Source organism: Devosia sp. (assembly GCF_028290625.1).
Classification (GTDB): domain Bacteria; phylum Pseudomonadota; class Alphaproteobacteria; order Rhizobiales; family Devosiaceae; genus Devosia.
Genome location: NZ_JAQGJM010000022.1, coordinates 61,939 through 88,163 on the forward strand (window position 1 = coordinate 61,939; position 26,225 = coordinate 88,163).

At 63.6% G+C, this 26,225-nt stretch carries 23 protein-coding genes; 11 read left to right on the forward strand and 12 right to left on the reverse strand.

The genetic code is table 11. The annotated features are described in order from the left end of the window. Nucleotides 1-74: 74 nt before the first annotated feature. Nucleotides 75-617 (forward strand): phosphoglycerate mutase family protein, encoded by a 543-nt coding sequence (locus tag JWR51_RS12415; protein ID WP_299747821.1) that lies wholly within the window; start codon nt 75-77, stop codon nt 615-617. A 144-nt stretch (nt 618-761) separates the two neighbouring features. On the opposite strand, the gene JWR51_RS12420 is transcribed toward JWR51_RS12415, so the two are convergent. After that, complete coding sequence (locus JWR51_RS12420) at nt 762-1,793, reverse strand: AraC family transcriptional regulator (RefSeq protein WP_299747824.1); 1,032 nt, start codon at nt 1,791-1,793, stop codon at nt 762-764. Nucleotides 1,794-2,150: 357 nt separating this feature from the next. On the opposite strand from JWR51_RS12420, the gene JWR51_RS12425 reads away from it, so the two are divergent. From JWR51_RS12425 to JWR51_RS12445, 5 genes are all read left to right on the forward strand, one after another. Beyond that, complete coding sequence (locus JWR51_RS12425; protein WP_299747826.1) at nt 2,151-3,002, forward strand: sugar phosphate isomerase/epimerase family protein; 852 nt, start codon at nt 2,151-2,153, stop codon at nt 3,000-3,002. Next, nucleotides 2,999-4,510 carry a sugar ABC transporter ATP-binding protein gene (locus tag JWR51_RS12430; RefSeq protein WP_299747827.1) on the forward strand — a complete coding sequence of 504 codons (1,512 nt, stop codon included), beginning with the start codon at nt 2,999-3,001 and terminating at the stop codon, nt 4,508-4,510. The genes JWR51_RS12425 and JWR51_RS12430 overlap by 4 nt, the downstream gene beginning before the upstream one ends. Continuing rightward, entirely contained in the window at nt 4,507-5,490 is a 984-nt protein-coding gene (locus tag JWR51_RS12435) for an ABC transporter permease (protein WP_299747829.1), read from the forward strand. Before JWR51_RS12430 ends, JWR51_RS12435 begins: the two co-directional genes overlap by 4 nt. Continuing rightward, a complete protein-coding gene (locus JWR51_RS12440) occupies nt 5,487-6,473 on the forward strand; it encodes an ABC transporter permease (protein ID WP_299747831.1) in 987 nt (328 codons plus the stop codon). The genes JWR51_RS12435 and JWR51_RS12440 overlap by 4 nt, the downstream gene beginning before the upstream one ends. A 77-nt stretch (nt 6,474-6,550) precedes the next feature. Continuing rightward, on the forward strand, nt 6,551-7,678 hold the full coding sequence (locus JWR51_RS12445) for a substrate-binding domain-containing protein (RefSeq protein ID WP_299747833.1): 1,128 nt from the start codon (nt 6,551-6,553) through the stop codon (nt 7,676-7,678). Between the two features lie 57 nt (nt 7,679-7,735). On the opposite strand, the gene JWR51_RS12450 is transcribed toward JWR51_RS12445, so the two are convergent. Next, the gene (locus JWR51_RS12450; RefSeq protein WP_299747835.1) at nt 7,736-8,245 is read right to left on the reverse strand and encodes a hypothetical protein; all 510 of its coding nucleotides are present in this window, start codon (nt 8,243-8,245) and stop codon (nt 7,736-7,738) included. Next, complete coding sequence (locus tag JWR51_RS12455; RefSeq protein WP_299747837.1) at nt 8,242-9,600, reverse strand: substrate-binding domain-containing protein; 1,359 nt, start codon at nt 9,598-9,600, stop codon at nt 8,242-8,244. The genes JWR51_RS12450 and JWR51_RS12455 overlap by 4 nt, the downstream gene beginning before the upstream one ends. A gap of 278 nt (nt 9,601-9,878) precedes the next feature. On the opposite strand from JWR51_RS12455, the gene JWR51_RS12460 reads away from it, so the two are divergent. The 3 genes from JWR51_RS12460 to JWR51_RS12470 all read left to right on the forward strand — a co-directional run bounded on the left by JWR51_RS12460 (nt 9,879) and on the right by JWR51_RS12470 (nt 12,424). Beyond that, a complete protein-coding gene (locus JWR51_RS12460; RefSeq protein WP_299747839.1) occupies nt 9,879-10,847 on the forward strand; it encodes an aldo/keto reductase in 969 nt (322 codons plus the stop codon). A 51-nt stretch (nt 10,848-10,898) separates the two neighbouring features. Further along, nucleotides 10,899-11,675, forward strand: coding sequence for an SDR family NAD(P)-dependent oxidoreductase (locus JWR51_RS12465; RefSeq protein WP_299747841.1), 777 nt, complete (start codon nt 10,899-10,901; stop codon nt 11,673-11,675). Nucleotides 11,676-11,791: 116 nt separating this feature from the next. Next, nucleotides 11,792-12,424, forward strand: a complete 633-nt coding sequence (locus JWR51_RS12470; RefSeq protein ID WP_299747843.1) for a TerC family protein — start codon at nt 11,792-11,794, stop codon at nt 12,422-12,424. 192 nt (nt 12,425-12,616) lie between these two features. Here JWR51_RS12470 and JWR51_RS12475 read toward each other — a convergent pair whose 3' ends face one another. The 8 genes from JWR51_RS12475 to JWR51_RS12510 form a co-directional block, all read right to left on the reverse strand. After that, nucleotides 12,617-13,087: a GNAT family N-acetyltransferase gene (locus JWR51_RS12475; protein ID WP_299747845.1), complete on the reverse strand. Its 471-nt coding sequence runs from the start codon at nt 13,085-13,087 to the stop codon at nt 12,617-12,619. Nucleotides 13,088-13,104: 17 nt separating this feature from the next. After that, on the reverse strand, nt 13,105-14,115 hold the full coding sequence (locus tag JWR51_RS12480) for an ABC transporter ATP-binding protein (protein WP_299747847.1): 1,011 nt from the start codon (nt 14,113-14,115) through the stop codon (nt 13,105-13,107). Beyond that, on the reverse strand, nt 14,097-15,065 hold the full coding sequence (locus JWR51_RS12485; RefSeq protein WP_299747849.1) for an ABC transporter ATP-binding protein: 969 nt from the start codon (nt 15,063-15,065) through the stop codon (nt 14,097-14,099). The genes JWR51_RS12480 and JWR51_RS12485 overlap by 19 nt, the downstream gene beginning before the upstream one ends. Then, complete coding sequence (locus JWR51_RS12490) at nt 15,055-16,086, reverse strand: ABC transporter permease (RefSeq protein ID WP_299747851.1); 1,032 nt, start codon at nt 16,084-16,086, stop codon at nt 15,055-15,057. The genes JWR51_RS12485 and JWR51_RS12490 overlap by 11 nt, the downstream gene beginning before the upstream one ends. A 1-nt stretch (nt 16,087) precedes the next feature. Continuing rightward, nucleotides 16,088-17,071: an ABC transporter permease gene (locus tag JWR51_RS12495; RefSeq protein WP_299747853.1), complete on the reverse strand. Its 984-nt coding sequence runs from the start codon at nt 17,069-17,071 to the stop codon at nt 16,088-16,090. 169 nt (nt 17,072-17,240) lie between these two features. Beyond that, nucleotides 17,241-18,914 carry an ABC transporter substrate-binding protein gene (locus JWR51_RS12500; RefSeq protein ID WP_299747855.1) on the reverse strand — a complete coding sequence of 558 codons (1,674 nt, stop codon included), beginning with the start codon at nt 18,912-18,914 and terminating at the stop codon, nt 17,241-17,243. A gap of 116 nt (nt 18,915-19,030) precedes the next feature. Continuing rightward, complete coding sequence (locus JWR51_RS12505) at nt 19,031-20,062, reverse strand: LacI family DNA-binding transcriptional regulator (RefSeq protein ID WP_299747857.1); 1,032 nt, start codon at nt 20,060-20,062, stop codon at nt 19,031-19,033. Nucleotides 20,063-20,340: 278 nt separating this feature from the next. Further along, on the reverse strand, nt 20,341-20,577 hold the full coding sequence (locus JWR51_RS12510) for a hypothetical protein (RefSeq protein ID WP_299747859.1): 237 nt from the start codon (nt 20,575-20,577) through the stop codon (nt 20,341-20,343). Nucleotides 20,578-20,725: 148 nt separating this feature from the next. Between JWR51_RS12510 and JWR51_RS12515 the strand changes: the two genes are divergently transcribed. Then, entirely contained in the window at nt 20,726-21,253 is a 528-nt protein-coding gene (locus JWR51_RS12515; RefSeq protein ID WP_299747861.1) for a gamma carbonic anhydrase family protein, read from the forward strand. Nucleotides 21,254-21,273: 20 nt separating this feature from the next. On the opposite strand, the gene JWR51_RS12520 is transcribed toward JWR51_RS12515, so the two are convergent. Then, entirely contained in the window at nt 21,274-25,041 is a 3,768-nt protein-coding gene (locus tag JWR51_RS12520; protein WP_299747863.1) for an Ig-like domain-containing protein, read from the reverse strand. 252 nt (nt 25,042-25,293) lie between these two features. Here JWR51_RS12520 and JWR51_RS12525 point away from each other — a divergent pair, with 252 nt between their 5' ends. Continuing rightward, nucleotides 25,294-26,223, forward strand: a complete 930-nt coding sequence (locus JWR51_RS12525) for an aldo/keto reductase (RefSeq protein WP_299747865.1) — start codon at nt 25,294-25,296, stop codon at nt 26,221-26,223. The last annotated feature ends 2 nt before the right edge of the window (nt 26,224-26,225 follow it).

Sequence of the window (26,225 nt, forward strand, 5' to 3'; positions counted from 1 at the left end):
GCCGCTGCCTATTTTCGCTTTCCTTACCTTGATCCATCGCCATACTGCCTTGGCACTCGCACCCAAGGCCGACCATGCGCACCCTCGATATCCGGCGGCACACCATGCGCCGCAAGCCCGGCGTTCACCTATCGCAGGATGGCATCGCACTCGCCCGACTGGTCGGCGAAAACGCCGGCCCCTATGATCTGGTTCTCACCAGCACCATCCCACGCGCCATCGAAACCGCCATCGCCATGGGCTTCGAAGTCCACCAGACCATCGACGAGCTCGGCCACCTGCCCGGGGCCATCGCCAATACCGTTGGGTGGCCCAGTCCTTTTGCCCATGTCGCCAAAGTCGTGGCAACGGACATTCCGGCCGCGGCCTTCGCCCAGGCACAGGCCCAACTCTGGCGCCAGATCGCCGATCAACTGACCGATGGCCACCGCGCCCTGATCATCACCCACGGCCTGTTCATCGAACTAGGCACCGCGGCCAGCTTGCCCCAACAAGATCCAGCCAGTTGGGGCGACGCCATCGGCTACTGCGAAGGCATCGGTCTCACCTACGATGGCGACCGCACCCACGGCGATATCCTACGCGTCCCGCCCCAATATCGACTGGTCAACAACTAGGTCGTGTGGACAGTTGCGTCAGGCCGGAGCGAGAATGACAGTTTTCGAGAACCGGAGCGCAACGTACGTTGGTACGTGAGCACCGGAAGCGCAGGAAACTGCCATTTGCAGCCCGGCATCACCAACTGGCCACACGACCTAGTCTTACTCCGCCGCCACCATCATCTGCCGCCGTGCATCCACCGGTGAAATCCCGAACCGCTTCTTGAAGCAGGTCGCGAAATACTGGCTCGACGAAAACCCGCAATCATACGCCACCGCCGTCACCGCCAATCCCGGCTGCTCCACCAAAAGCTTGCGCGCCGCGTCCAGTCGGATCATCTGCAGATACCGCACCGGCGTGATATTTGTCAGGCCCAGGCAATGCTGGGTAAACTGCGTGCGCGACAAGTTGCACTCCGCCGCCATGTTCTCCAGCGTCCAGTCCCCCACCAGAGCATGCCGCAGCCGTTCGAGGAAAATCTGCACCGTGCGCTTGGAATGCGCCAGCGCCTGATCCAGTACCGGCACCTGCGCCTCGATCTGCTGCATGAAATGCATCAGCATCGTGGAAATGGCCAGTCGCAGCCGGATTTCCTCGCCCTCGATATCGTTCGTCGCCACGATATCGGCAATTCTCTCGAAGTCACGCGCCACCTCGCGTGACGCCTGGTAAAACGGCTGCTCGTTCTTTGACAAAAACTCGGTCAGCCGCTTCTGGTCCCGCTCCGGCCAGGCCAGCCAATCCGGCCACAGCCAGGGATCGTGCGGCCGCCGCGTGCCCATGTCGAACAGCACCCAGACAATCTGGCTCGCCACCACGTTGGGATCGCCAAAAGCGTGCAATTGCCATGGCCGCACCACGAACATCTGACCTTCCTGGATGTCGTGCTTTCGCCCGTCCAGCGTCAGCGTCAGGCTCCCTCGCGCCAGATAGGCGATCTTGACGCCCTCGTTGCAATGCACCTTGAGGCCCCAATCCTGCGGCGCCGTCGCGTCCCAACCGCCCACCGAACACACCTGCGGCAGCGCCTCACCCAGCGGGCGCCCCGGATACCCCCGCCGCGTCCAGGCACTGAGCGTCACCTTCCCGGCCAGCGAGGCGTCCAGCAAATCCTTGCAATTGCCCGCATAAAGCAGCGCCCCCGGCTCCCGAAACACTGCCGGCCTTGCCAGCGCCGCCGCTCTCAAATCCATCCCGCCCTCATGTTCAAAATTTACCGGCGCGCCATTTCGAACGCAAATGGTCCTCGGCTGGATAATGATCGCTCAACATCAGCCGCGCCGTGATCCTAGGGAGGAGACGCCGGAAAAGTCAACGATCCGGGGACCTTCCCCGCAGCCTTGGAGGAGGCAGCCAGATCGGACCACTACATCAAGGTCAGCATTGCTGACGTTCAAAAACCGCCAGGACCGGTTTTGAGGCACGCTCCTCATGCCCATTCGGCTCAACTATCGGACTTTGGGTAAAGTGTGCGCATTGCACGCTCACCCGGCTTCCAAAATACTGAATGCATAACAAGGCCTCGCAAAAGAGGCCGCTGGGGAGAAGCAATGCAGGTCGGCATCAATCTGCTGTGCCTTAGCGGATTCATCGAAGACCATCACCTGCCTCAGATCAGGCGGCTGAAGGAACTCGGCTATGACGGCGTCGAGGTCCCCGTGCTGCGCGGTGACCCATCTCACTATGCCTGGCTCGGCCGCGAGCTCGATTCCATCGGTTTGCGCCGCACCACCACCTCGGTCATTCCCTCGCCCGAAGCCAGTCCGGTCAGCAGCGATCCAGAAATCCAGCATGCTGGACAAAAACACCTCGATTGGGCCCTCGATTGCGCCATCGCGATTGGTGCCGAAAGCGTCGGCGGACCCTTTCACGCCCCCATCGGCCACTTCACCGGTTCCGGCCCCACCGAGAGCGAACTCGCCCACGGCGCCGAGGCCCATCACCGCATGGCCACCCGCGCCAGCACCAATGGCATGTTCCTCGCGCTCGAGCATTTGAACCGCTTCGAGACCTATTTCCTCAACACCATGGATCAGGCACGATCCTACGTGGACCGCGTCGATCATCCCGCCTTCCGCATCATGTACGACACCTTCCACGCCAATATCGAGGAACAAAAGCAACCACTTGCTATCGCCAAGCTGGGCGACGGCATGGGCGTTCTGCATATCTCCGAGAACGATCGCGGCATTCCGGGCCGCGGCCATATCGACTTCGCCGAGGTATTTTCCGCCACCCGAAAAACCGGCTTCGACGGTTGGGTGACCCTGGAAGCCTTCGGCGCCGGCCTGCCCGAACTGGCCGCCGCCACCCGCGTCTGGCGCCCGCTGTTTCCCGATTTCGAAACCTTGTTCGCCGAATCCATCGCCTTCATCCGGGCCGGCTGGAAGGCTGCCGCATGAGCGACACGCCCGTCATCGCCATGGCCCACATCTCCAAATCCTTCCCCGGTGTGCGGGCCCTCAACGATGTCAGCTTCGCCTGCCATGCCGGCCAAGTTCATGCTTTGGTTGGAGAAAATGGCGCCGGAAAATCGACGCTGATCAAGATCCTCTCGGGCGTCTACCGCCCCGACGCCGGCAATATCGTGCTCAACGGTGCCAACGCCAACTTCAAGCACCCGGTGGAATCCCTGCGCGCCGGTATCTCGGTGATCTATCAGGAATTCTCCCTGCTGCCCGAGCGCACCGTGGCGCAAAACATTTTCCTCGGCCGCGAACCCCGCAAGGGCGTAGTGCTCGACCACGCCGCCATGCGCGCCGAAACCCGCCGCGTGCTTGACTTGTTCGGCGCCGGCACCCGCGTTTCGCCCGATGCGCTGGTCGCCGATCTCGATGTCGCCACCCAGCAAATGGTTGAAATCGCTAAGGCTATTTCCCTCGATGCCCGCGTCGTGGTGATGGACGAGCCCACCGCCGCCCTCAACGAAGCCGAATGCGAAGTGCTGTTTGCCACCGTCGACAAGCTGCGCGAGCGCGGCACGGCGATCATCTACATCACCCACCGCATGCGCGAAGTCACGCGGCTGGCCGATCGTGTCACCGTGCTGAAGGACGGCGAAGTCGCTGCTCATTTCGAGACGCCGCCCGCCCCCGACGCCATTGTGCGCGCCATGGTCGGCCGCGACATCGCCGATTATTACGCGCCGCCTGCGACACAAGCCGAAATCGGCGCGCCCGTGCTGACCGTCCGCAATGGCGGCAATGCCTTCCTGCATCATATCGATCTCGACCTGCGCGCTGGTGAAATCGTCGGTTTTGCCGGCATCCAGGGCGCCGGCCGCGTCGCCTTGGCCATGGCGCTGTTCGGCCAGGTGCCGTTCACCACGGGCACCGTCACCCTCAACGGCGCCAATGCGGCCTTCGCCAATCCACGCGATGCTATTCGCGGCGGCGTCGGCCTGCTGCCCGGCGACCGCAAGGCCGAAGCCCTGGTGCTGATGCAATCGGTGCGCGACAATGGCCTCCTCACCGCCCGAGCTTTCGCTCCGCTGGTCGGCACGCAGAAATCCAACGCTCATGCGAGCCTGACTAGCATGGACGCGCTCCTCGACCAGATGCAGGTCAAGGCTACCTCCTATGAGCAGGACATAAAATTCCTCTCCGGCGGCAACCAGCAGAAGGCCGTGCTTGCCCGCTGGCTGGCGCTCAAGCCCAAGGTGCTGATCTTCATCGAGCCCACCCGCGGCATCGACGTCAACGCCAAGGCTGGCATCTACCACCTGATGCGCGACCTGGCCCGCGCCGGCACCGCGATCATGATGATCTCGTCCGACCTTCCCGAAGTCATTGGCGCTGCCGACCGCATCCTCGTGATGCGCGCCGGCAGCATCGTGGCGCAATTCCCCCACGGCGCGGCCGAAACCGACATCATGCTGGCGGCGACCGGCGAGACGGAGGTCGCCGCATGACCGACCTCACCGCGCCGCCGTCCCGATACACCTTCCGCTTTGACCGCTGGGCCCCGGCCTTGCTGCTGGCCATTGCGCTGCTCGCCTACGTGGTCATCGCGCTCTATACCGGCCAGTCGCAATACCTGACCGTCGACAACCTCATCTCCGTGCTCGGCCGCTCGATCGCGCTGGGCATCACCGCGGTCGGCCAGACCTTCGCCATCCTGGTCGCGTCGATCGACCTATCGGTCGCCAGCCTCATCTCCGCCGTCTCGGTGCTGACCTCGGTGATCATGAACGGCAATCCCGCCATGGTGATTCCAGCTGTCGCTGCTGCGCTCGCCCTTGGCCTTGTGGTCGGCCTGATCAACGGCCTCATCATCACCCGGCTCGAGGTCAATCCGCTGATCGCCACGCTGGGTATGAGCTTGATCATCCAGGGATGCCTGTCGGCCTTCGTCTCAAATTTCGCCGGCTCCGTCCCGCCCGAATTCCAGGTCTTCGCCTATGGGGGTTTTGGCAGCCTGTCCTATAGCCTGATCTTTCTGGCCATCCTGGCCGTCGCCGCCTGGTTCGTGCTGCGCCATACCCGCTTCGGTTCGGATATCTACGCCGTTGGTGGCAATAAGGATGCCGCCCGCGTGGCCGGTATCAAGACCGCTCGCGTCACCATCGGCGCCCATATCCTGTGCAGTCTTTGTGCCGCCATGGCCGGCCTTTATCTCGCCAGCCGCCTGCGCTCGGGCGCGCCCTGGATCGGCAACGATGGCGTCTATGACCTCGAATCCATTGCCGTCGTCGTCATCGGCGGCACCATCCTGGCCGGTGGCCGCGGCGGCATCTGGGGCACCATGGCGGGGGTCATCATCTTCTCGTTGATCGACTCGATCTTCAACCTGGCCGGTGTCGATGCCTTCGCCAAGCAGGTGCTGCGCGGCATCATCATTGTTGCCGCCGTCGCCTTCTATGCCGTGCGCTCCAAGAGGCTGGTGGCATGACCGAACAGACCCTGCCCCAAGCCGACAGGCGCAAGCGCCAGCTCCCGCAGATCAACCCGGTCTATTTCGTGCTCGCGGCGCTGATCATCGCCATCATCGTCATGAACCCGGCCTTTGCCGAACCCATCGGCTATATGAATTTCCTCAAGCGCGCCGCGCCCTTGGCGATCCTGGCCGCCGGCCAGCTCTACGTCATCGTCTCGGGTGGCTTCGATCTCTCGGTCGGTTCGGTCATTACCCTGGTGGTCGTCGGCTCCTCGATCCTCTCCAACAACGATCCCAATTCCACATGGTGGGTCATCGCCACCATGTTCGCCATCGGCGCCGGCGTCGGGCTGATCAATGGGCTCGTGGTCTGCTACCTCAAGGTGCCATCGCTCATCGCCACCCTGGGCATGATGATCACACTGAACGGCGTCGCTTTCATGTGGTCCGGCGGCTCGCCGCGTGGCTACCTCACTGACCAGTTCCGTTTCTTCGGCCGCTTCAACATCCCCGATCTGCCGCTGATCCGGATCCTGCCCGTCGCCCTCATCGTGCTGATCGTGCTCGGCTTTGCGCTCTATTGGCTGATGCATCGCACCAATCTGGGCCGCATGATCCACGCCATCGGCGACAATCCGCGCGCAGCCAACCTAGCCGGCGTGCCGGTTAATCGCGTCCGCATCCTCGCCTTCATGATCTCCTCGCTCAGCGCCGTCGCGGCCGGCATCATGCTGGGTGGCTTTGCGGGTGTCTCGACCGACGTCGGCACCGGCTATGAGCTACAGGCCATCACCGCCGCCGTGCTGGGTGGCGCCCAACTGCTCGGCGGCCGCGGCTCGGTCCCGGCCGCCATCGCGGGCGCGCTGACCCTCAACGCCATTTTCACCCTGCTTAATTTCCTGGGCCTGCCGCAGCCGATCCGGCAGGTGGTTCAGGGCCTTATTCTCATCGCCGCCGTGGCCGTAGCCATGCAACGGCGCAAACATACCGGGCGCTAACGCCCGATCCTGCATTCGTACGAGCCGGTCAACCCGGTCGCGCGAACGACGACCGCAACCCTAGGGAGGATTTTATCATGAAGAAGATTTTGGCTCTGGCGCTCGCCGCCGGGCTGGCACTGACCGGGGCTGCATTCGCGCAAGCCCCCAATTTCGACGATCCCGCCGAATTCGCACGCCAGAAGACCCTGTTGACCGCCACCCCGATGGGGCCGGCGGACATGCCTTGGGAGCAGTACCTCGTCGATGGCATGAAGGACACCGCGTCGTTCAAGAAGGACGGCCCGTATACGGTCTGCTTCTCCAATGCGGGCGTGAACAATCCCTGGCGCGTGGTCGGCTTCACCGATCTGCAGCAGGAAGTTGCGCTGCATCCTGAAATCGGCGAACTCATCCATGTCGATGCCGAAGGCTCCGACGACAAGCAGATCGCCGATATCGATGACCTGCTGGCCGGCGGCAAGTGCTCGATCCTGATCGTGTCGCCCAACACCACCGCCGCGCTCACGCCCGCCGTTGAAAAAGCCTGCGCCGTGCTGCCGGTCATCGTCTTCGACCGCGGCGTCAACACCGATTGCCCGGTCACCTTCGTGCATCCGGTCGGAGGTTACGGCTTCGGCATCCAGGGCGCCGAGTTCATCGCCGCCAACGTCAAAAAGGGCGCCAATGTGCTGATGCTGCGCATCCTGCCCGGCGTGGACGTGCTCGAAACCCGCTATTCGGGTGGCAAGCACGTGCTTGAAGACGCCGGCCTCAATATCGTCGGTGCCGAATTCACCGACGGCGACAATGCCAAGACCAAGTCGATCGTCGAGGATTACCTGCAGCGCGGCACCATCGACGCCGTGTGGATGGATGCCGGCGCCACTGCCGTGGCTGCTATCGAAGCCTTCCAGGATGGCGGCTACCCCATCCCGGTCTTCGTTGGTGAAGACCAGCAGGATTACCTCCAGACCTGGCAGGCCAATGGCATGACCGCCATTGCGCCAACCTACCCGACCTACCAGTGGCGCACGGCGATCATCGCCGCCGTCAAGACGCTCAAGGGCGAAGCGGTCCCCAGCCCGGAATGGATCCTGCCGCAGCCTGCCATCACCATGGATACGCTCGACAAATTCGTGAACCCCAAAATGCCGCCGCTGCATTATGCGATGTGCGGTTGCGAAGCCATGGCCAACTACCCCACCGCCTGGGGCGGCCAGTAAACTTCATTTCGGCCACCCAACGGCCACGACTGGGCGCTCCTCGGAGCGCCCTTTTTATCAATCTTGCAGATACGACTCCAAGCTCACCCGCGCCCGCTCGAACTGCGCCCCGATCTGCGCGCGCTCGGCCCGCCCGCTTCCTGCTCGCCACGCCAACCGCAATCGTGCGCGCTCGACCCCGGCGCCGTCCACAATCGCCCCCTGCAGATCCCACGCCTCCGCCGTGCGCCCAAACCCCACCAGCACCAGGCCTTGCGCAAGCAGTTCCAGCCGCGCATCGGTCTGTTCATGCAGCAGTGCCAACAGCGTCTCCGCCACGCCCTGCAAATTCACCAGCCCGAACGCCGCGAACCCCAGCGCCGTCGCCGCATTCCCCCGGCTCACCATTCCGCCCGGGCCACGTCGCACCAATTGCGCCGCCGCCAGCCGCCGCACGATGTCGAACCCCGTCGCCCGCGCCACGCCCTCTTGTTCGGCCAGTTGCGCAACCGACACGGTCTCACCCTGCCCCAACCGCACCAGTATCCGTGCCAGCGCCGCCACGCCAATGGTCTGCTCGACACTCACGACACCCTCCGCGCTGCCGAGCGGTTATAGCTATTGCCCGCATAATGGATGCGGAACGAGCGCGGATTGTATGCGTCGCCCAGCCCCGAATGCAGGACCAGATCGTCCGGCAGATCCCAGCGCACATGATCCTCGGCCCAGATATCGGCCTTGACCGACCGCGTCGCCGCCCCCTTGGTCAGCACCACGGCCGAAGACACATCAACCCGGCTCGGAACCCACTGCCCCAGCATCGCGGCAAACAGCACTTCCACCGCCCGCCGTCCCATGGCCGGAGGCGAATCCATCGCCGCCAGCGGCACGCCATGGCGAATGGCCAGCTTATAAGCCAGGTTCAGATCGCCCCCGGTATGCGGCGGAATCTTCCCGCGCGACACGCCGCTCTCAATAAACGCCTGCAGCGATCCAACCCCCTGCAACCCGCTATCGCACCACACACCATCGATCGACGTGCCTGCGCGCAAATGCTCCCGCACCACATCGCGGCCCGTCTCCCGCAGCCATCGCGTCCACGCCACCGGCAGCAAATCCAGTTCCGGAAAGCCGGCAAACACTGCCCGCGCTGCCGCCAGCCGGTCTTGGGCCGGCTCCGCCTCGGGCTCGCCCGCCAGCAGCAGAATGCGGCCCTTTCCCTTCAGCCGCTCCGCCAGCCACAGCGCCGTCACCTGCCCGATGGCTCGGTCATCAGTATTGACAAAACTGGTATGGGGCGCCGCCGCAGCGACCCCGCGGTCCACCAGCACCACGGCGATCCCCGCCGCCATCGCCCGCTCCAGCGCCGGCACCATCGCATCTGGCGCTGCCGCGCTCACCAGCAGCCCATCAACGCCCTGCGCCACCATGGCGTCGATATCGCGCGCCTGCTGCGCCCCATCGTCGCCCGCGTGCTTGACCGTCAGGCGATGCACCGCACCGCCGAGCCGCGAGACGGCGAATTCCACGCTGTGCACCAGCGCCACCCGCCACGGATTGGCCATCGACGCATTGGAAAACCCGATGCGGAACCGCCCGCTCGCCCGCCTGACCGGTGGCGGCGACAGCACAATCGGCCCGGCATAAAGCCCTTGGCTCCCCCGCTCAGCCACGATGCTGCGCACCGGCCGCGCCTCGAGGCCCATCCAGTGCTGCGCCGCCGGTCCCGGCGCGAATGCCGCCGCGGCCGGCCCCAGGCTCAGCCACCCACGTTCACGCCGCACCAGCCCCGCCGCTTCAAGCGTCAGCGCAATTCGATGCAGACTCGCCCGGGCCAGCCCACATTCGGCCATCAACACACTCAGCGCCGCCCGCCCGTTGTGCCGGCTCAATGCCAGTAGCAGCGCAATCGCCCCATCCACCCCATTTTGCCGCGCGCCCATAATACCCTCCCCACCGCCGCAGTCGGCCGCGCGAAAGCCCGTGAGTCAAGCCATGCGTCTCAAATCCCGGATTTTCGTCGCGCACTGGTGGGACCGGCGCTCGCCCACCGCAAACAAAATGTCAATAATCGGGTTGCCGCCCGTCCAGCGCCCGGTGTAACCTTCACTCACGCCTCCTGGCGCAGCTATTGGTCATCACCACCTCATTCATCGCCGGTCCAGCCGTTCCAGACCTCCCTCTGGCCGCGAGCGTCCGGCGCTTCGCAAAGGAAATTACCATGAAAACCGTCCGGCTCGGCCGCACTGGCCTCGAAGTCAGCCGCATCTGCTTTGGCTGCATGTCCTTTGGCAAGGTTACCGAGGAGCGCCCCTGGGTGCTCGGCCTCGATGACGCTCGCCAACTGTTCCAGCGCGCCTGGAACGAGGGCATCAACTTCTTCGACACCGCCAATGTCTATGCCCAGGGCACCAGCGAGGAAATCACCGGCGCCCTGATCAAGGAACTGGCGCCACGCCAGGAGGTCATTCTGGCCACCAAGGTGTTCGGCCGCATGCGTCCGGGCCCCAATGGCCAAGGCCTGTCGCGCGGCGCCATCATGGCCGAAATCGACAATAGCCTGCGCCGCCTCGGCACCGATTACGTCGATCTCTACCAGATCCACCGCTTCGACCCCGTGACCCCGGTCGAGGAAACCATGGAAGCCCTCAACGATATCGTGCGCGCCGGCAAGGCCCGCTATATCGGCGCCTCCTCCATGTATGCCTGGCAGTTCGCCAAGTTGCAGAACGCTGCCGAGCACCATGGCTGGACCAAATTCGTCTCCATGCAGGACCAGCTCAGCCTAGTCTATCGCGAGGAACAGCGCGAAATGCTCCCGCTCTGCCGCGATCAAGGCATAGCCGTGCTGCCCTGGAGCCCGCTGGGCGGCGGCAAGGTCACCCGGCCCTGGGGCACCGAGACCAAGCGCGCCACCACCGACCGCTACAACAAGTCGATGTATGACAAGGACGACACCAAGCCTATCGTCGATGCGGTCGAAGCCGTCGCCAAAGCCCGCAATGTGCCCATGGCGCAGGTCGCCATGGCCTGGGTTCTGGCCCAGCCCGATGTCACCTCGCCCATCGTCGGTGTCAGCAAGATGAGCCATTTGGAAGACGCCGTGGCCTCGGTTGGCCTGGTGCTGACCAGCGATGAAATCGCCAAGCTCGAAGCCCCCTACAAGCCCTTGGTCGTCACCGGCTTCTAGGCTTTAGTGGGCCGGACGAGTCCGGCCCTCACTCCATCACAAGGCAGTCCCATGACCACGCTCACCATTCCAGATCTCGCCGGCAAGGCCGTGCTCATCACCGGCGCCTCGACCGGCATCGGCGCCGCCCTGGCCAAGGGCTTCGCGGCGCAGGGCGCCCTGGTCGGCCTACATTACAATTCCAGCGGCGACGCCGCGCAGGCCGTGGCCAAGGATATCGAAGCCGCCGGCGGCAAGGTCGTCCTCATCAAGGCCGACGCCAATCATTCCAAGGAAATGGCCTGCGCCGTCGACGAAACCGCGCAAAAATTCGGCCGTCTCGATGGCTTGATCAACAATGCCGGCGGCATGGTCGCCCGCGTCAAATATGAGGACATGACCGACGCGCATTACGACGCGGTGATGGACCTCAATGGCCGCTCGGTGCTGGCCGCCTGCACCGCCGCCATTCCCCACCTGAAGCGCCAGAATGGCGGCTTCATCATCAACACCACCTCGATTGCCGCCCGCAATGGCGCCAGCAACGGCGCAGGCATCTATGGCTCATCGAAAGCCTTCGTCTCCAACGTCACCCGCGGCATGGCCAAAGAGCTGATAGCCTTCGGCATTCGCGTCAATGCGGTAGCGCCCGGGGTCATCGATACGCCATTCCACGAACGCTACTCCACGGAAGCCCAGATGCAGGCCATGCTGGCCACCATTCCGCAGGGCCGTGTCGGCACCGCCGAGGATTGCCTGGGCACGTTCCTGTTCCTGGCCTCCGCGGCCTTGTCCGGCTACATCATCGGCCAGACCATCGAGGTCAATGGCGGCCAGTTGATGCCGTAACGGCAGCGGCGTTGGCCTATAGCACTATCGGCTAGGTCTGCGACCGCGCAATTCTTGCTACGCTCCCGCGTCGGGAATTGACCTGACCGCCGACGCGAGCCTTGGAAATATTGTTGATGCTTTTCGACGCCACCGCCCTCTCCGCCTATCTCGAAATCATCACCATCAATATCGTGCTCTCCGGCGACAATGTCGTCGTCATCGGCATGGCGGCGGCGACGCTGGCGCCTGAATTGCGCGCCAAGGCGATCCTGGCCGGCATTGCCGCCGCCACCGTCATCCGCATCGGTTTCGCGCTGCTGGCAACCCAATTGCTCGCCATCCCCGGCCTGCAGCTCGTCGGCGGCCTGCTGCTGCTCTGGGTCTGCTGGAAGATGTACGAGGAACTGCGCGCGCAGGACCGGGCCGACCACCCGACAGCCGACGAAATCGCCCATCTCCCGCGCAAGACCCTGCGCCAGGCCGTCACCCAGATCATCGTCGCCGATGTGTCGATGTCGCTCGACAACGTGCTGGCCGTCGCCGGCGCCGCCAAGCACAACATCACTGCCCTCGTGTTTGGCCTGGTGCTGTCGGTGGTGCTGATGGGCGTGGCCGCCAGCCTCCTCGCCCGCATCCTCGACCGCTATCGCTGGATCGCCTGGATCGGCCTGTTGATCATCGTCTACGTCGCCGTCACCATGTTGTACGAAGGCGCCGACCAGTTGATGGGGCATACGCTGCCAAACATTCCATTACTGAAGGGGTAGGCGTTCTGCTTTCAATGGTTCGCGCGGTTCATCGCGTCCAGCATCTGTCTCGATCCATTCCACCCACCGCCCTTCCCGCGGGCTTGACCCGCGGGCCTCCATCGGCACGGTACAAGCGGCCAACGGCCCGCGGGTCAAGCCCGCGGGAAGAACGGTGGGGAGAGATATGCATCTATTGAGAGAGCGGGCTGCCTATCCCCTGAGCATCCCCGCATAAACCCCCGGCTTGGACTTCGGGATATCCATGGCATCGAGCCGCTTCTGGTAGAACGCCACCGGACCGGGATCCCCGATCACGGCGTAGCCGTAACCGGCCTCGCGCATACCCTTGAGCGTGGCAATCAGCAGCGCCTCGCCAATGCCCTGGCCCCGCTCGGCCTCATCCACCCCGGTGGGGCCGAAAAATCCCTTGGCGGTGGTATCGTGGCAGGCAAAACCCAGCATCTTGCCGTCGCGCACCGCGATCCACACCGTGATCGGCGCCAGCGCCAACCCGCGCGTTGCCTCCGATACCCAGGTCGGTCCGAAATGTTCCGCGATCCACGCCAGTACCACATGCGCCTCGGGGGCGATCGCGCGACGCACCACAATGCCGGCGGCGGCAACCCGCGCTTCGGCTTCGAACACGGGCAGGTCGTAAAGGCGGACCAGAAGGTCAGTCACGTCAGGCTCCTATAATTTCAAATATGGTGGCAACGCACGCTATGCGACGCGCCGACAAAGACTGGATCGGGCATCACCTGCTTGCAGATGGCAGTGACGCGCGGGCAACGCGACACGAACGGGCAGCCCTGGCTTTTGTTGGTCCACAGCGGAATATCCGTCGCCCGGCGTGTCCGCGTGGTCGAAATCTTGCGCGCCGGATTGGGCACCGCCTCGATCAGCAGCTGCGTATAGGGATGCTGCGGCCGCCCGGTAATCTCCTCGCTCGGCCCCTGCTCCACCAGATGCCCGGCATAGAGCACCGCCGTGTCCTCGGCAAAATAGCGCGCCGTGGCGATATCATGGGTGATGTAGAGCGCGGCGAGGTTACGTTGCACCTTCATGTCTTCCAGCAGGTTCAAAATCCCCAGCCGCACGGACACGTCGAGCATCGAGGTCGGCTCGTCCGCCAGCAGCACCACCGGCTGTACCGACAGCGCCCGCGCAATGGCTACGCGCTGCCGCTGCCCGCCCGACAGTTCATGTGGCCGTCGCGCCAGGTAATCGGCAGCGGGCTTCAGTCCAACCCGGTCCAGCAGCCCCAGCATTTCCGCATTCACCGCCGCGCCGCGCAAATCGGGCCGATGCAACCGTATCGGCCGCTCCAGATGATAGCCGACGGTTTGCACGGGGTTGAGCGAGCCAAACGGGTCCTGGAACACCATCTGCACGTCGGACCGGTATTGATCCAGCCGCCGCCCCTTGAACGCCGAAATGTCCTCGCCCTCGAAGGTGATCTTGCCCTTCTGCGGCGAATACACCCGCGCCAGCATGCGCGCACAGGTGCTCTTGCCCGAGCCCGACTCGCCAACCAGCGCCAGCGCCCGCCCGCTCACTAGCTTCAGCGACACGCCCGACAGCGCCCGCAACACCACCTGCCCGAAGAACGCGCCACCCAGCACGAATTCGGCGGTGACATTGTGCATTTCGATCACGGTTCGGCCGGCCGGCATCACCGGCGTGTCCAATTCTACTGCAGCAAGTGACATGCGGCCTGCCCCTCGCTTTGTGGATAATATCGCAGCTCCGGCGCCACCTGCCCGCAAACCTCCATCGCCCGGCTGCACCGCGGCGAAAACCGGCAACCCTGTGGCAGCGCGCGCAAATCGGGCGGCGAGCCGGCAATCCCCTCCAGCCGCTGCCGTGGCCCGGTCAGCGGCGGAAACGAATTGCCCAGCGCCCGCGTATAGGGATGCTGCGGCGTGGTCAAAATCGACGACGCCGCCGCGACCTCCACCAGTTCGCCCGAATACATCACCCCGATGCGATCGCAGAATTCGATCATCAGCCCCAGGTCGTGGGTGATGAACAGCACCGAAAAACCCAACCGGCTTTTCAGCTCAACGATCTGCTCGATAATGTCGCGCTGCACCACCACGTCGAGCGCCGTGGTCGGCTCGTCCATGATGATCAGCTTGGGATTGAGCGCCAGCGCAATGGCGATGCAGATGCGCTGCCGCATGCCGCCGGAGAACTGATGTGGAAAATCGTCCAGCCGCTGCGGCGGGATTCCCACCAGCTCGAACATTTCGATCGCCCGCGCTCGCGCGCCCCGCTTGCCCAGTTCAGGCTGGTGCGTCTCGATCACATCCATAATCTGTTCGGCCACCGGGATCACCGGATTGAGTGCATTCATGGCGCTCTGGAACACGAAACTGGTCTCGCGCCAGCGATAGGCCTTGAGCCGCGCCTTGTCGAATTGCAATACGTCATGCCCCTCGAATTTTACCGTGCCGCCGCTCACGAGCCCCGGCAGCCGGGTCAGCCGCGCCAGCGCAAACGCCACCGTCGACTTGCCGCAGCCGCTTTCGCCAGCCAGCCCGAAGGCCTCGCCCTTGCGAATATCGAAGGAAATCCCGTTGACCGCCCGTGCGATCGAGGTCTCACCCACATAGTCGACGGTGAGGTTGCGAACCTCCATCAGGGTCTCAGAAAACATCGACGGACCTTCCCCGGCGCTTGAGGAATTTTTTGATCCGGCCGCTCAGCCGCGCGGCGCGCAATTGCGGGCTGGTGATCTCGTCGACGCCGAAATTGATCAGCACCAAAGCCGCACCGGTCACCATGATCGCCACTGCCGGCGGCCACACTTCCCACCATGCCCCGGTCTGCAGCGACTGCGACCGCTGCGCCCAATACAGCATCGTCCCCCAGGTCACCGAGCTCGGACTGCCCAGCCCGATGAACTCCAGCGCCGCTTCCGCCAAAATCCCATAGATCGTCGCCAGCACGGCGCCACCGACCACGAACGAACTCATATTCGGCAAGATCTCGCGCACGATAATGCGCCACTTTTTCTCGCCCATCAGCTCGGCTGCCAGCACGAATTCCCGGCTCTTGATCGACAGTGTCTGCGTGCGGATCGTGCGCGCGCTCCAGCCCCAGCCGGTAAAGGCCAAAACCAGGCCGATAATTGTCGGGCTTGCCTCCTCGACAAAGGAGGCCAGCACAATGATCAGCGGCAGCGCCGGCAGCACCAGCGCCACATTGACGAAAAAGGTCAGCACCTCGTCGACCTTGCCGCCGAAATAGCCGGCCGAAATCCCCACGCCCAGCCCGATCAGCGTCGCGCTGATGCCGGCGATGAACCCCACGGTCAGGCTGGTCCGTCCGCCCTCCAGCAGCTGGCTAAAAATGTCCTTGCCCTGCCGCGAAGTGCCCAGAAAGTGCTCCACCCCCGGCTGCACATGCGGCTTGCCCGCCCGCCGATAGGGATCATAGGGCGACAGCAGCGGCGCCAAAGCCGCCATCACCACGAACACCGTCAGGATGATCAGCCCCGCCACGCCCTTGCCATTGGTCAGGAAGGTCTGCACTCCAGAGGGAAACCGCCGCAAGAATCCCGGTCGCCGCCTGATCTTGAGCTCGCCCATCAACGCATCCAGCGTCGGCGCCGGATTACCGTTGGTCGCGCTCACCGATATGGCGACGAACGCCCCGTTTTCGGTCAATTCGCTCATGCTAATGCCCTCCCGACGTGCGCAGGCGCGGATCGAAGATGACGTTGAGCACGTCTGAAATCAGGTTGGCGATCAGCACGCTACAGGTGAGCAGCGTCAGCTGCGCCTGGATGAAGGTGTAATCACGCGACTCGATGGCATTGAGGGTGAACTTGCCCAGCCCCGGATAGTTGAACACCACCTCGGAAATGAACGCCCCACCGAACACGAACCCCACCGACAGGGCCAGCGAGGTGATCTGCGGTAGGATGGCGTTGCGCGCCACATAGCGATAGCGCACCCGCCGGTCCGACAGCCCCTTGGCCTTGGCCAGCACCACGAAGTCTTCGTTGAGGAGATTGATCATGGTGTTGCGCATGCCCAGGTGCCACGAGCCGAAATTGACCAGTACGATGGACAGCACCGGCAGCACGGCGTGCCACGAGATGCTGACCGCGCTCTCCCAATTCCACCCCGGTACCAGGTTGATGTCATGCGCCCGGCCCAGCGGAAACACCGCCCATTCCAGCGCAAACGCATACCACAGCAGCAGCGCCACCACGGCCGGGGTGAAGGCATTCATCATCACATTGATGGGCGTGAACACGCTGTCGAAGAACCCGCCGCGATGCCAGGCCGAATAGATACCCATCACCAACCCGATGCCAAGCGACAGGAAGGTCGCGACGCCAACGAGGAACAGCGTCCACCCCGCGGCGTAAAATAGGAGACTGGAAGTCGGCTCGGGAAAATTGACCGTCGAGATGCCAAAATCCAGATGCAGCAGCTTCCACAGATATTGCCCATACTGCTCGAGCAGCGAGCCGTCATACCCGTAGGCTTTCTTCAACATCTCCATCTGGTCGGGCCGCATCTTGCCGCGCAGCGCCATGAAGATGCGCGTCGTCGGATCACCCGGCATCCAGCGCGGCAAAAAGAAATTGAGCGTAATCGCCACCATGAAGGCCGCGAAATAGAACCCCAATCTTCGTGCTAGAAATGCCATTTTGCTACCTTTGTCGGTCGCGGTTGCTGCCCGTACCCCTCACCCCACCCTCTCCCCGGAGGGGCGAGGGAGCCTGTTCAGCGGCTGATCGCCGAACCTGCCACGAACTGGATCGGTCCCCTCGCCCCTCCGGGGAGAGGGATAGGGTGAGGGGACCTTATGCGCTCGCCTACTGCGCCGCCTTCGGCTTCAAGCTCAGCAACACCTTGACCCGCTCATGCACGCCGGCCGGATTGTTCGGCCGCGCCCATGGATTGTCCGCGTCGGGCCAGCCGGTGAAGTTACGCGTCGAATATTCGTACCAGGCCGGGTTGGAGAACAGCGTGATCACCGGCAGGTTTTCGGCCACCTTGGTCATGATCTCGGTCACCTTGGCCTTCTGCACCGCCACATCGGCCGTGCCGCTGATGGCATCGAGATCGGCCTCGATTTCGGGGATACGCATCTGGTGCATCGATTGCTCGTTGAGCGTGCCCGGCGTCATCGTGCGGGGGTTGAACATCGAGTGATAGGTGAACCACGGCGTCGAAGAGAGATTGGTCCACATGATGTAGACGTCGAAATTGCCGGTCGGAATATTCTCGAACCAGGCGCCTTCCTCGGGCGTCTCCATCTTGGCGTTAACGCCGATATCGGCCAGGTTTTCCGAAATGGTCTGCAGCGTATTGACCCAGTCGTCCCAGCCGGACGGCACTGCCATCTTGAAGGCGATCGGCGTGCCGTCGGGATTGTCGCGCCAGCCGTCGCCGTCCTTGTCGACGAACCCGGCATCGTCCAGCACCTTCTTGGCCGCATCGGGATCGTAGTTCAAAAGGTACGCGTACGGCTCCAGAGCCGCATCATCGATCCAGTCCTTGTAGAACATGCCCTCGCCGATCGGATACTTGGCCGGGCTGGTCAGCCCGAACGTGGCTATATCCAGCAGCGTCTCGCGGTCGATCGCCATCGACATCGCCTTGCGGAATTCCAGATTATTGAACGGCGCCTTGGTGGTGTTGAGCTGCAGGTTGGTGCCCGCGTCGGCGGGCAACCAATAATGGTTGTCCGGGCTCTTGGGCGTATAGGTGATGTCCGGATCGGTGATGCCGTCCGTCGCCCAGTCGAGGTCGCCATTGGTGATCGCCGCAATAACCTGCAGGTTGTCTGAAAGTTGCGGATATTCGATGCAGTCGATCGTATTGGTGGCGTTCTCGCGATAATTCGGGTTGCGGCACAGCTTGAACGAATTGCGCGAGAAATCGCGCACCTGCGTGAACGGCCCGGTGCCCACCAGGTTCGGATTGGCGAAATTCTTGGGGTCCGGCACGTCCTTCCAGATGTGTTCCGGCAGCGGGAAGATCGAGCCGATATTCAGATGCGCCAGCGAATCCGGATGCTGCAGCAGGAACTTGACCGTGTGGTCATCGATCTTCTCGACTCCGGTCAGGATGCCGCTCTGCTGCGCCTCGTCGTAAAAGTCGAAGCCGACCGGATAGTCGCGATGCGCCTTGGCATAGTTATAGGTGAACACCACGTCGTCGGCCGTGAAGGGTTCGCCATCGCTCCACTTCTCGCCTTCGCGCAGGTGATAGGTCACGCTCATCAGGTCCGGCGCGATATCGAAGCTGGTGGCCAGCCCCGGAAAATCATTGTCGGGATGCCACACATTGTAGATCCACAGCGGCTCGTAGGCGAAATCCTGCACATAGGCCTGTGGGCCCGAATAATTGTACGGGTTGTAGTTTTCCACCATGGCGTCGGTATGCACCGGCGCCAGGCGAATGATCACTTCGGCCTGCGCTCCCGTGGTCAAAGCCGTGCCCAGCAACGCCGCGCCGGCCAGCATCATCAATGTCCTGCTCATCTTGCACTCCCTGTGTGAGATCGATCCCAGAAACGAACTAAGGTTTCGCCACTATGGCGTCGGGCCGCGCGCCCCTCAGCAGCGCGACACGGTTTGGCTGCCCGCAGGCAGCGTGGTCAGGCGGTCTCCTTCATCACCTCGGTCAGCCGAGGCTGTGCCACGCTTTCGCGCAAAACCAACTGGGTTGGCACGGTGATTTCAGTGTGTTCGAGCTTCTCCCCGGCCAACAATTGCAGCAGCAGGTTCGCCGCCAATTGCCCCGCCTCGCCGACCGGCTGCCGCACCGTGGTCAGCGCCGGCGTCAAATGCCGCGCGTGAAAATTGTCGTCGAACCCAATCAGCGAGACATCCTCGGGCACGCGCCTGCCATGGCGTTTCAGCGCCAGCAGCGCGCCGGCCGCGATGTCGTCGTCACCGGCAAAGATGGCGGTAAAATCCTCGCCCGAACCCAGCAACGTCTCGGTGCCGGCAAATCCGAACCGCTCTTCGAACTCGCCATACTCAACACGGATATCGCTCAGCGTCATGCCATATTCGCCCAGCGCCGCCTCGATGCCGCGCAGCCGCTCGCGGCTGTCGCGATAGATCAGCCCGCCGCTGAGATGCGCTATCCGTCGATGTCCCAGCGCCAGCAGGTGCCGCATCGCCTCGCGAGCCCCGGTGAAATTGTCGATGGCGATATGGGCCCGCGCTACCGGACAATCGTCGCCCCCGATGGTCACCACCGGCACGCCAGATTTGCGCAGGATATCCAGCACATCGGCCCGGATCGGATTTTCGAGATAAAGGATCAGCCCGTCGCAGGCCCGATCCAGCAATTCGATGATCGCTCGCGACTCCGCCTCGATTTCGGCATGTCCCGAGGTGACCAACAGCGACTTGCCCGCCGCCCGGCAGGCCACCTGCGTGCCGCCCACCATCTGCGCATAGAACGGGCTCGAGACGTTCACCACCACACCGCCGATAATGTTGCTGCGGTTGGAACGCAGACCACGCGCCATGGTGTTGGGCCGATAGCCCAATTCGGTAATCGCCTTAAGGATCGCCTGACGCTTCTCCTCCGACACATACCCATTGTCGGCGACGACGCGCGACACTGTCGAGCGCGATACGCCAGCCCTTTTGGATACATCGGTGATCGTCGCCATCGCCGCTCCTCGTCCCGTGTGGGACCGATCCCACAATCAGAGTTGCAACGCCCAGCCAAGTCAAGATGACCACTTTGTCATTTGTGCAAATTAATCCGACGCCGAGCCGAGGCCGAACGCCGCGGCCAAGGCTTTGACGACGCTATCGTTTTAGCACGCCAGCCACCGGGACAACACCTCCGGCTGGTATTGCTTTGGTAGCAAGTGGTCACAAAGTGGTATTAGTTTTGCAAAGACCCGCCGCTGCCCTAGCAATTCGGCGTGACGGTCCCGACCGATCAGCCTTTGAAATAAAGCTTGGTTTCCACCCGCTGGCCTTCGGCATCCAGCCGCCACACCGTGGCCCGCAGCCGTTCGACATTACCGATCCGGAACAACTGCTCCTGCAGCACTTTGGCCGCGGCCGCCTCAGGGGTCGCCGCCGTGACGCACTGGCTCTCCGTCTGCTGCGGCCGGCCCAGCGGATTGGTGTTGTAGGACTCGACGGTGAACTCGAACTGCTCTGTACGCTGCATATTGTCTCCCATGCCCCAACCTTACCGCAGCACGCCCGGAAAAGCGAAACGCGAAAACGACGACCGCTGCCCGTCATCCTATTGGCCACTCGACAAATCGGAACCATCCGGGGACGATGCTCGAAGACGTTGTGCCGAGGAACCACCCATGCCGATCTTTGCCCTCGATGGCATCACGCCTCAATTTGACGACGAAGCAAGCCTGTGGATCGCCCCCGATGCCACGGTGATCGGCCGCGTCAGGCTGGGCCGCGAGGTTGGCATCTGGTTCGGCGCCGTCTTGCGCGGCGACAACGAGCCGATCGTGGTGGGCGAGCGCACCAATGTGCAGGAGCACGTGATCATGCACACCGATCCGAGCTTCCCCGTCACCCTCGGCGAAGGCTGCACTATCGGCCATCGCGCTTTGCTGCATGGCTGCACCGTGGGCGACAACAGCCTGATCGGCATGGGCGCCATCGTGCTCAACGGCGCCCGCATCGGCAACAATAGCCTGGTCGGCGCCGGTGCCCTCGTCACCGAAGGCAAGGAATTCCCCGATGGCGCCCTCATCGTCGGCAGCCCCGCCAAGGTGGTGCGCATGCTCGACGCCGCCGCCATCGCGCGCCTGCGCAAATCCGCCGATACCTACGTCGCCAACGCCGCCCGCTTCCGCACCGGCCTGGCCTTGATCTGAGCCGGCAACAGGCGCCGGCTCTAGAAGCCGGCGCTCAGGTTTGCCTTTGCTGACACCGCCTTGAGGCCATCGCTTTCCAGGTCCGCCTCGATCGCGCCGCCGAGGGTCCAGCTTCCCAGTCCCGTCAGGTCGAACCCGGTCGAGAGCGCGGTGAACACAGTCGCCTCATCGTGGTGGCTCAGCGACAGGCCGAGTTGCGCGCCCAGATAGGGTGTAATGCTCAGCCCCTCGCCCAGGCTCATCGTGTATTCAAGCGTGCCGCCCGCCGAGAGCCGCAACTGGTCAGTGGTGAACCCCGCTACGGTGATGGCGCTGCCCAGCCCGTCGGTCACCGTATATTGGCCGGTGGCCTCGCGCAGGTAGAATGCCGTCGCCTTGGGCCGCAGCGTCAGCGCTTCGGTGAGCGCCCATTGGCCCTCCAGGCTCGCCTTGGCCAGCAGCCGCTCGGTCTCGAACGACCCGTCGAAGATCGAGGTATCCACATCGTTCCACGAATGCCCGTAATAGACGCTGGCATCGAGGAACACTCCGTCGACGATTTCCGCCGACACATAGGGGCCAATGAGAACGCCCGTGCCCTCGATCGTGGTGGTATCGGCGATATCATCCATGAAATCGGCATGCAGCGCCAATCCGACCAGCAGCTTGTCATTGACCAGGTAATCGCCGCCCACCGAGACCAGGGCGAACCGGCCCCAATGCTCGTCGCCATCGTCGCTGCGCAAGTGCAGCGTCGCCGTGCCGTCGATCCAGAAATTGAACGGCATAGCCTCGGCCGGATCGCTCTGCGCCAGCGCGCCCGCCGCATCCCCCGCCTCGCCCCAGGAGCGCAATTGCGCAAGGCTCGAGGCGAAGTTCATGGTGACAGAACTGTCGGACGGCGAGATATTGACGACGCCCGGGCTCGTCCCCGCCCCCATCCCCCGCCGCTGCCGCAGGCCGGGAGTATCGACCCCATTGGCCAACAGGCTCGCCCGAGCCTGCACGAAATCCTTGATCAGGTGGTCGAAATTATTGGCCACCCCATTGGCATCGAGCGAAGCGATGAACTGCACCGTGGCGCTGCTCGAACCGGTGGCGCCGATCAGCGTATAGCCCACCAGAACCGTGCCGCTATAGGCCGGATTAGGATGGAACTTGAGATAGAACTTGTGCGACCACACGCTATCGATCGAGGCGACATCGCCCATGATGATCTCGGCCGTACCGGCCTGCGGCGGCGTGACGGTGCCCACTATTGCGTCGACAAACGGCCCGCCGGTTGCCCCCGCCGTCAGATCGACGGGCAGCGGCGTCGCGCCGGGCTGAATAGTCACCACTTTGTCGGCCGCGGTCACGGCGCTCGGCAAGACAATCAACTCATAGCTCGCCGACGCCGGAAAGCCGCCAATGTTGGCTGTGACCGTGAAGTGGTATGTGCCGGCCGAACCGGCGGCCAGCGTTCCCTCCAACGTGCCAGCGCTACCAAGCATGAGCCCCGACGGCGATGTGCCACCCGACACAGTGTAACCCGTGCCATCCATGACCGAGATGGTCTGCGAATAGTGCTCCCCAGCCATGGCATTGGCCAGCGGACCCGGGGCCGGCGTGAATACCGCTCCCGAGGCGACGGTCAGGCTCACCGTCGCCGCAGCCGAAGTGCCGCCAGGACCCGTCGCCGTGTAGGTGAAGCTGTCGGCACCCGAATAACCCGCCGCCGGCGTATAAGTGACGACATCACCGGCAACACTGGTAGCACCGTGGGCCGGAACAACGCCGACGGCGATGCTCGTATGCACCCCCGTGATCGAGCCCGCCAGGTTGATGGCCTGGGCCGTATTGTGCGGCACCGACGCCGAAGCGGCCGCAGCGACAGGGGCCGCAGGCGCCCCAACGGTCACCCCAACCGTAGCGGACGCCGATGTTCCGCCGGGACCCGTCGCCGTATAGGTGAAGCTGTCGGTCCCGAAATAGCCCGCGGCCGGCGTGTATGTGACGATCTCGCCCGCGACACTGGTCGTGCCATGGGCCGGCGCCGCGCCGATGGAGATGCTGGACCGCACCCCGGTGATAAAGCCGGAAAGATTGATCGCGACGGGCGTCGCAAAAGGCGTCGAGGCCGAGGTGCCGGTCACGACCGGCGCCGCTGGTGGGGCAATATTGATGGTCACGGTTGCCGGTACTGAGACTGTGCCAAACGGCGTGTTGGCGCCATAGGTAAAGCTATCCGGCCCATAGTATCCAGGCGTCGGCGTGTAGTTGAATATCGTGGCGTCCTGTCGCGTCGCGGTACCATGTGCCGGCTGCGTAGCGACGAAGGTGGTGCCGGAATTGGACCCTGTCACGCTGACAACTATGGCATTGTTGCTGCTGTCGCCCGGCACGCCAACCGTGACATTGCCGAGGATTAGCGCATCTTCGGTGACCGTGATCGAATAGGACTGCGAGCCGCTTAACGTGCTCGTGCTGCTGTCGGTGGCGGTAACGGTAAAGTCGAATCTGCCAACGCTTTGCGGGGAGCCGGAAAGCACCCCTTCCGGCGATAGGGTCATGCCGTTCGGCAAAGCGTCGGCAGTGATAGAATATCGGTAGGGCGCGCTGCCACCGCTGGCCGTCAGCGTTCGATTGTAGTCCCCCCCGGCGGCCGCATCTGGCAGGGTGCCCGGACTGATCGTGATCGTCAGCGCCGTGATCGTCAGCGCCGTGATCGTCAGCGCGATGGTGGAACTGGTGAAGGTGGCGTGACCAGTGCCGACACTGTTGTCGGTGCCGGTCACGGTGAAGGTGAAAGAGCCGGTCTCGGTCGGCGTGCCGGATACCACGCCGCTGCCGCTGAGCGACATGCCCGCAGGCAAGGCGCCGCTAGCGAGCGTGGTTGAGAACGTATACGGCGAAGCGCCTCCGCTCGGCGCCAGCCTCTGACTGTAAGCGGTGCCCGTTGTTCCCGCGGTAAAGGTCGTCGGCGTCACCGTGATGATCGGGTCGTTGACCGGGACGGTCACGGTCGCCGACGCGGACGTGCCGCCCCCATTGGTGGCGGTAAAGGTGAAGCTGTCATTGCCCCGGAAACTCGTAGGGGGCGTATAGCTCACCACGCCGCTGGAATTGACGCTGACCAAGCCGTTATTTGCAGTCGTCGCCGAGCCCACGGCATAGCTGGTCGGACTATTGATGACATGCCCTGCGACGCTGATGTCCGTCGCCGCACCGCCCGTATTGTAGGCGACCGCCGAGGCGGTGAAGTCGCTGGCCACCGGCGCAACAGCCGTGATCGTTATCGTGACATTGAACGAATACGTATTGCCGTTCTCGGCATAGGCCGGGATGGTAAATGTATCGGTGCCGACGGCTCCCGGATTTGGCGTATAGTCGATCTGGTTGTCATTTGGTTTCGTGCCGCCAAATGTACCGCCCGGGGCGAATGTCCAAACGCCCTTCCCGCTGGATTGAGGCGTGCTGATGATCGGCCCTATGGAGTAATTGGAACACGTATCAGCAGCCAGCCCCGATGGGCTGTTGCCAAAATAGAGCAGATTGAGGCCGGAGTTTCCAGCCACCGTCGCGTCGAACGTGCAAACGACGTTGCTTGCCTGGGCCGCGGTCGAAGATGCCACCAGACCGGCACCGGCGAGCATAACTGGCGCGGTCAGGCCAAGTAGAATCGCCGCAAAGGCGGCGCGTACCCGTGCTGCATTAACTTGCCCGAGCCATGCCCGCACACTCTCTCGCAAGCTTTGGATAACACCGGCCGCACTGAGAAAACCCGACGGCATGCCCATGCCGAACCGAGCGGTGAAATGCCGTGTCATGCTGTATTTGCCCTCGCAGCCGACAGCGCCCCAAAGCGCGTTGGCATCCCGCCCTATGGTCTGAATGCGTACACTGCGCCCTCGTCGGCGGCAACAGAATTTGCGCATATGCAGCCATTTTGAGCAGCACAAACGCGCGAGCACCGACAGGCTGCGGATCGCAGCCTGCGGCAATAAATCTGTCCGCCGCCATGGCGTCCTGGCCCGCTCCGGTGCTAATCATCGCGCCACCAACCGCCGAGGTGCTTAGCCATGAAAACCTATCAACTACCCCAGACCAGCCGTACCGTTTCCAGCGTCATCCTGGGCCTGATGCGCATCAAGGCGATGAGCAATGCCGAGATTCAGCATCTGTTCGGCGCAGCGCGCGATGCCGGCGTCGACGTGTTCGATCATGCCGATATCTATGGCGGCGAGCGCCACCTGTGCGAGGCCCGCTTCGGCGAGGCCATCACCCTGGCTCCGGCCGAGCGCGAGCAAGTCGTCATCCAGAGCAAGGTCGGCATCCGCAAGGGCTATTTCGACTTTTCGTCCGAGCATATCCTTGCCTCGGTCGATGGCTCGCTTGCCGCGCTCAAGACCGATTATCTCGACCTGCTGCTGCTGCACCGCCCAGACACGCTGGTCGAGCCCGAGGATGTCGCCAAGGCGTTCGAAACGCTCAAAGCCTCCGGCAAGGTTCGTAACTTCGGCGTCTCCAACCACACGCCTGGCCAGATCGAACTGCTCAAGAGCGCCGTCAAGCAGCCCCTGATCGTCAACCAGGTGCAGCTCAGCATCACCCACGCGCCGCTGATCGCGCAGGGCGTGGCCGCCAACATGGCCGGACTCGATCAGTCGATCACCCGCGATGTCGGCCTGCTCGACTATTCGCGTCTCAACAACATGACGCTGCAGGCCTGGTCGCCGTTCCAGAAGGGCTTCTTCGACGGCGTCTTCCTCGGCGACCGCGAAAACTTCCCCGAGCTCAACGACGTCATCGACGAGCTGGCCAAATCCTACGGGGTGACCCCGACCGGTATCGCCGTCGCCTGGATCACCCGTCACCCGGCCAATATCCAGGTCGTGCTCGGCACCACCAAGGCCAGCCGCGTCGTCGAATCCGCCGCCGGCTCCGCCGTCCCCCTGACCCGTGAGGAATGGTACCGCCTGTTCACCGCCGCCGGCCACACCCTGCCCTAGGG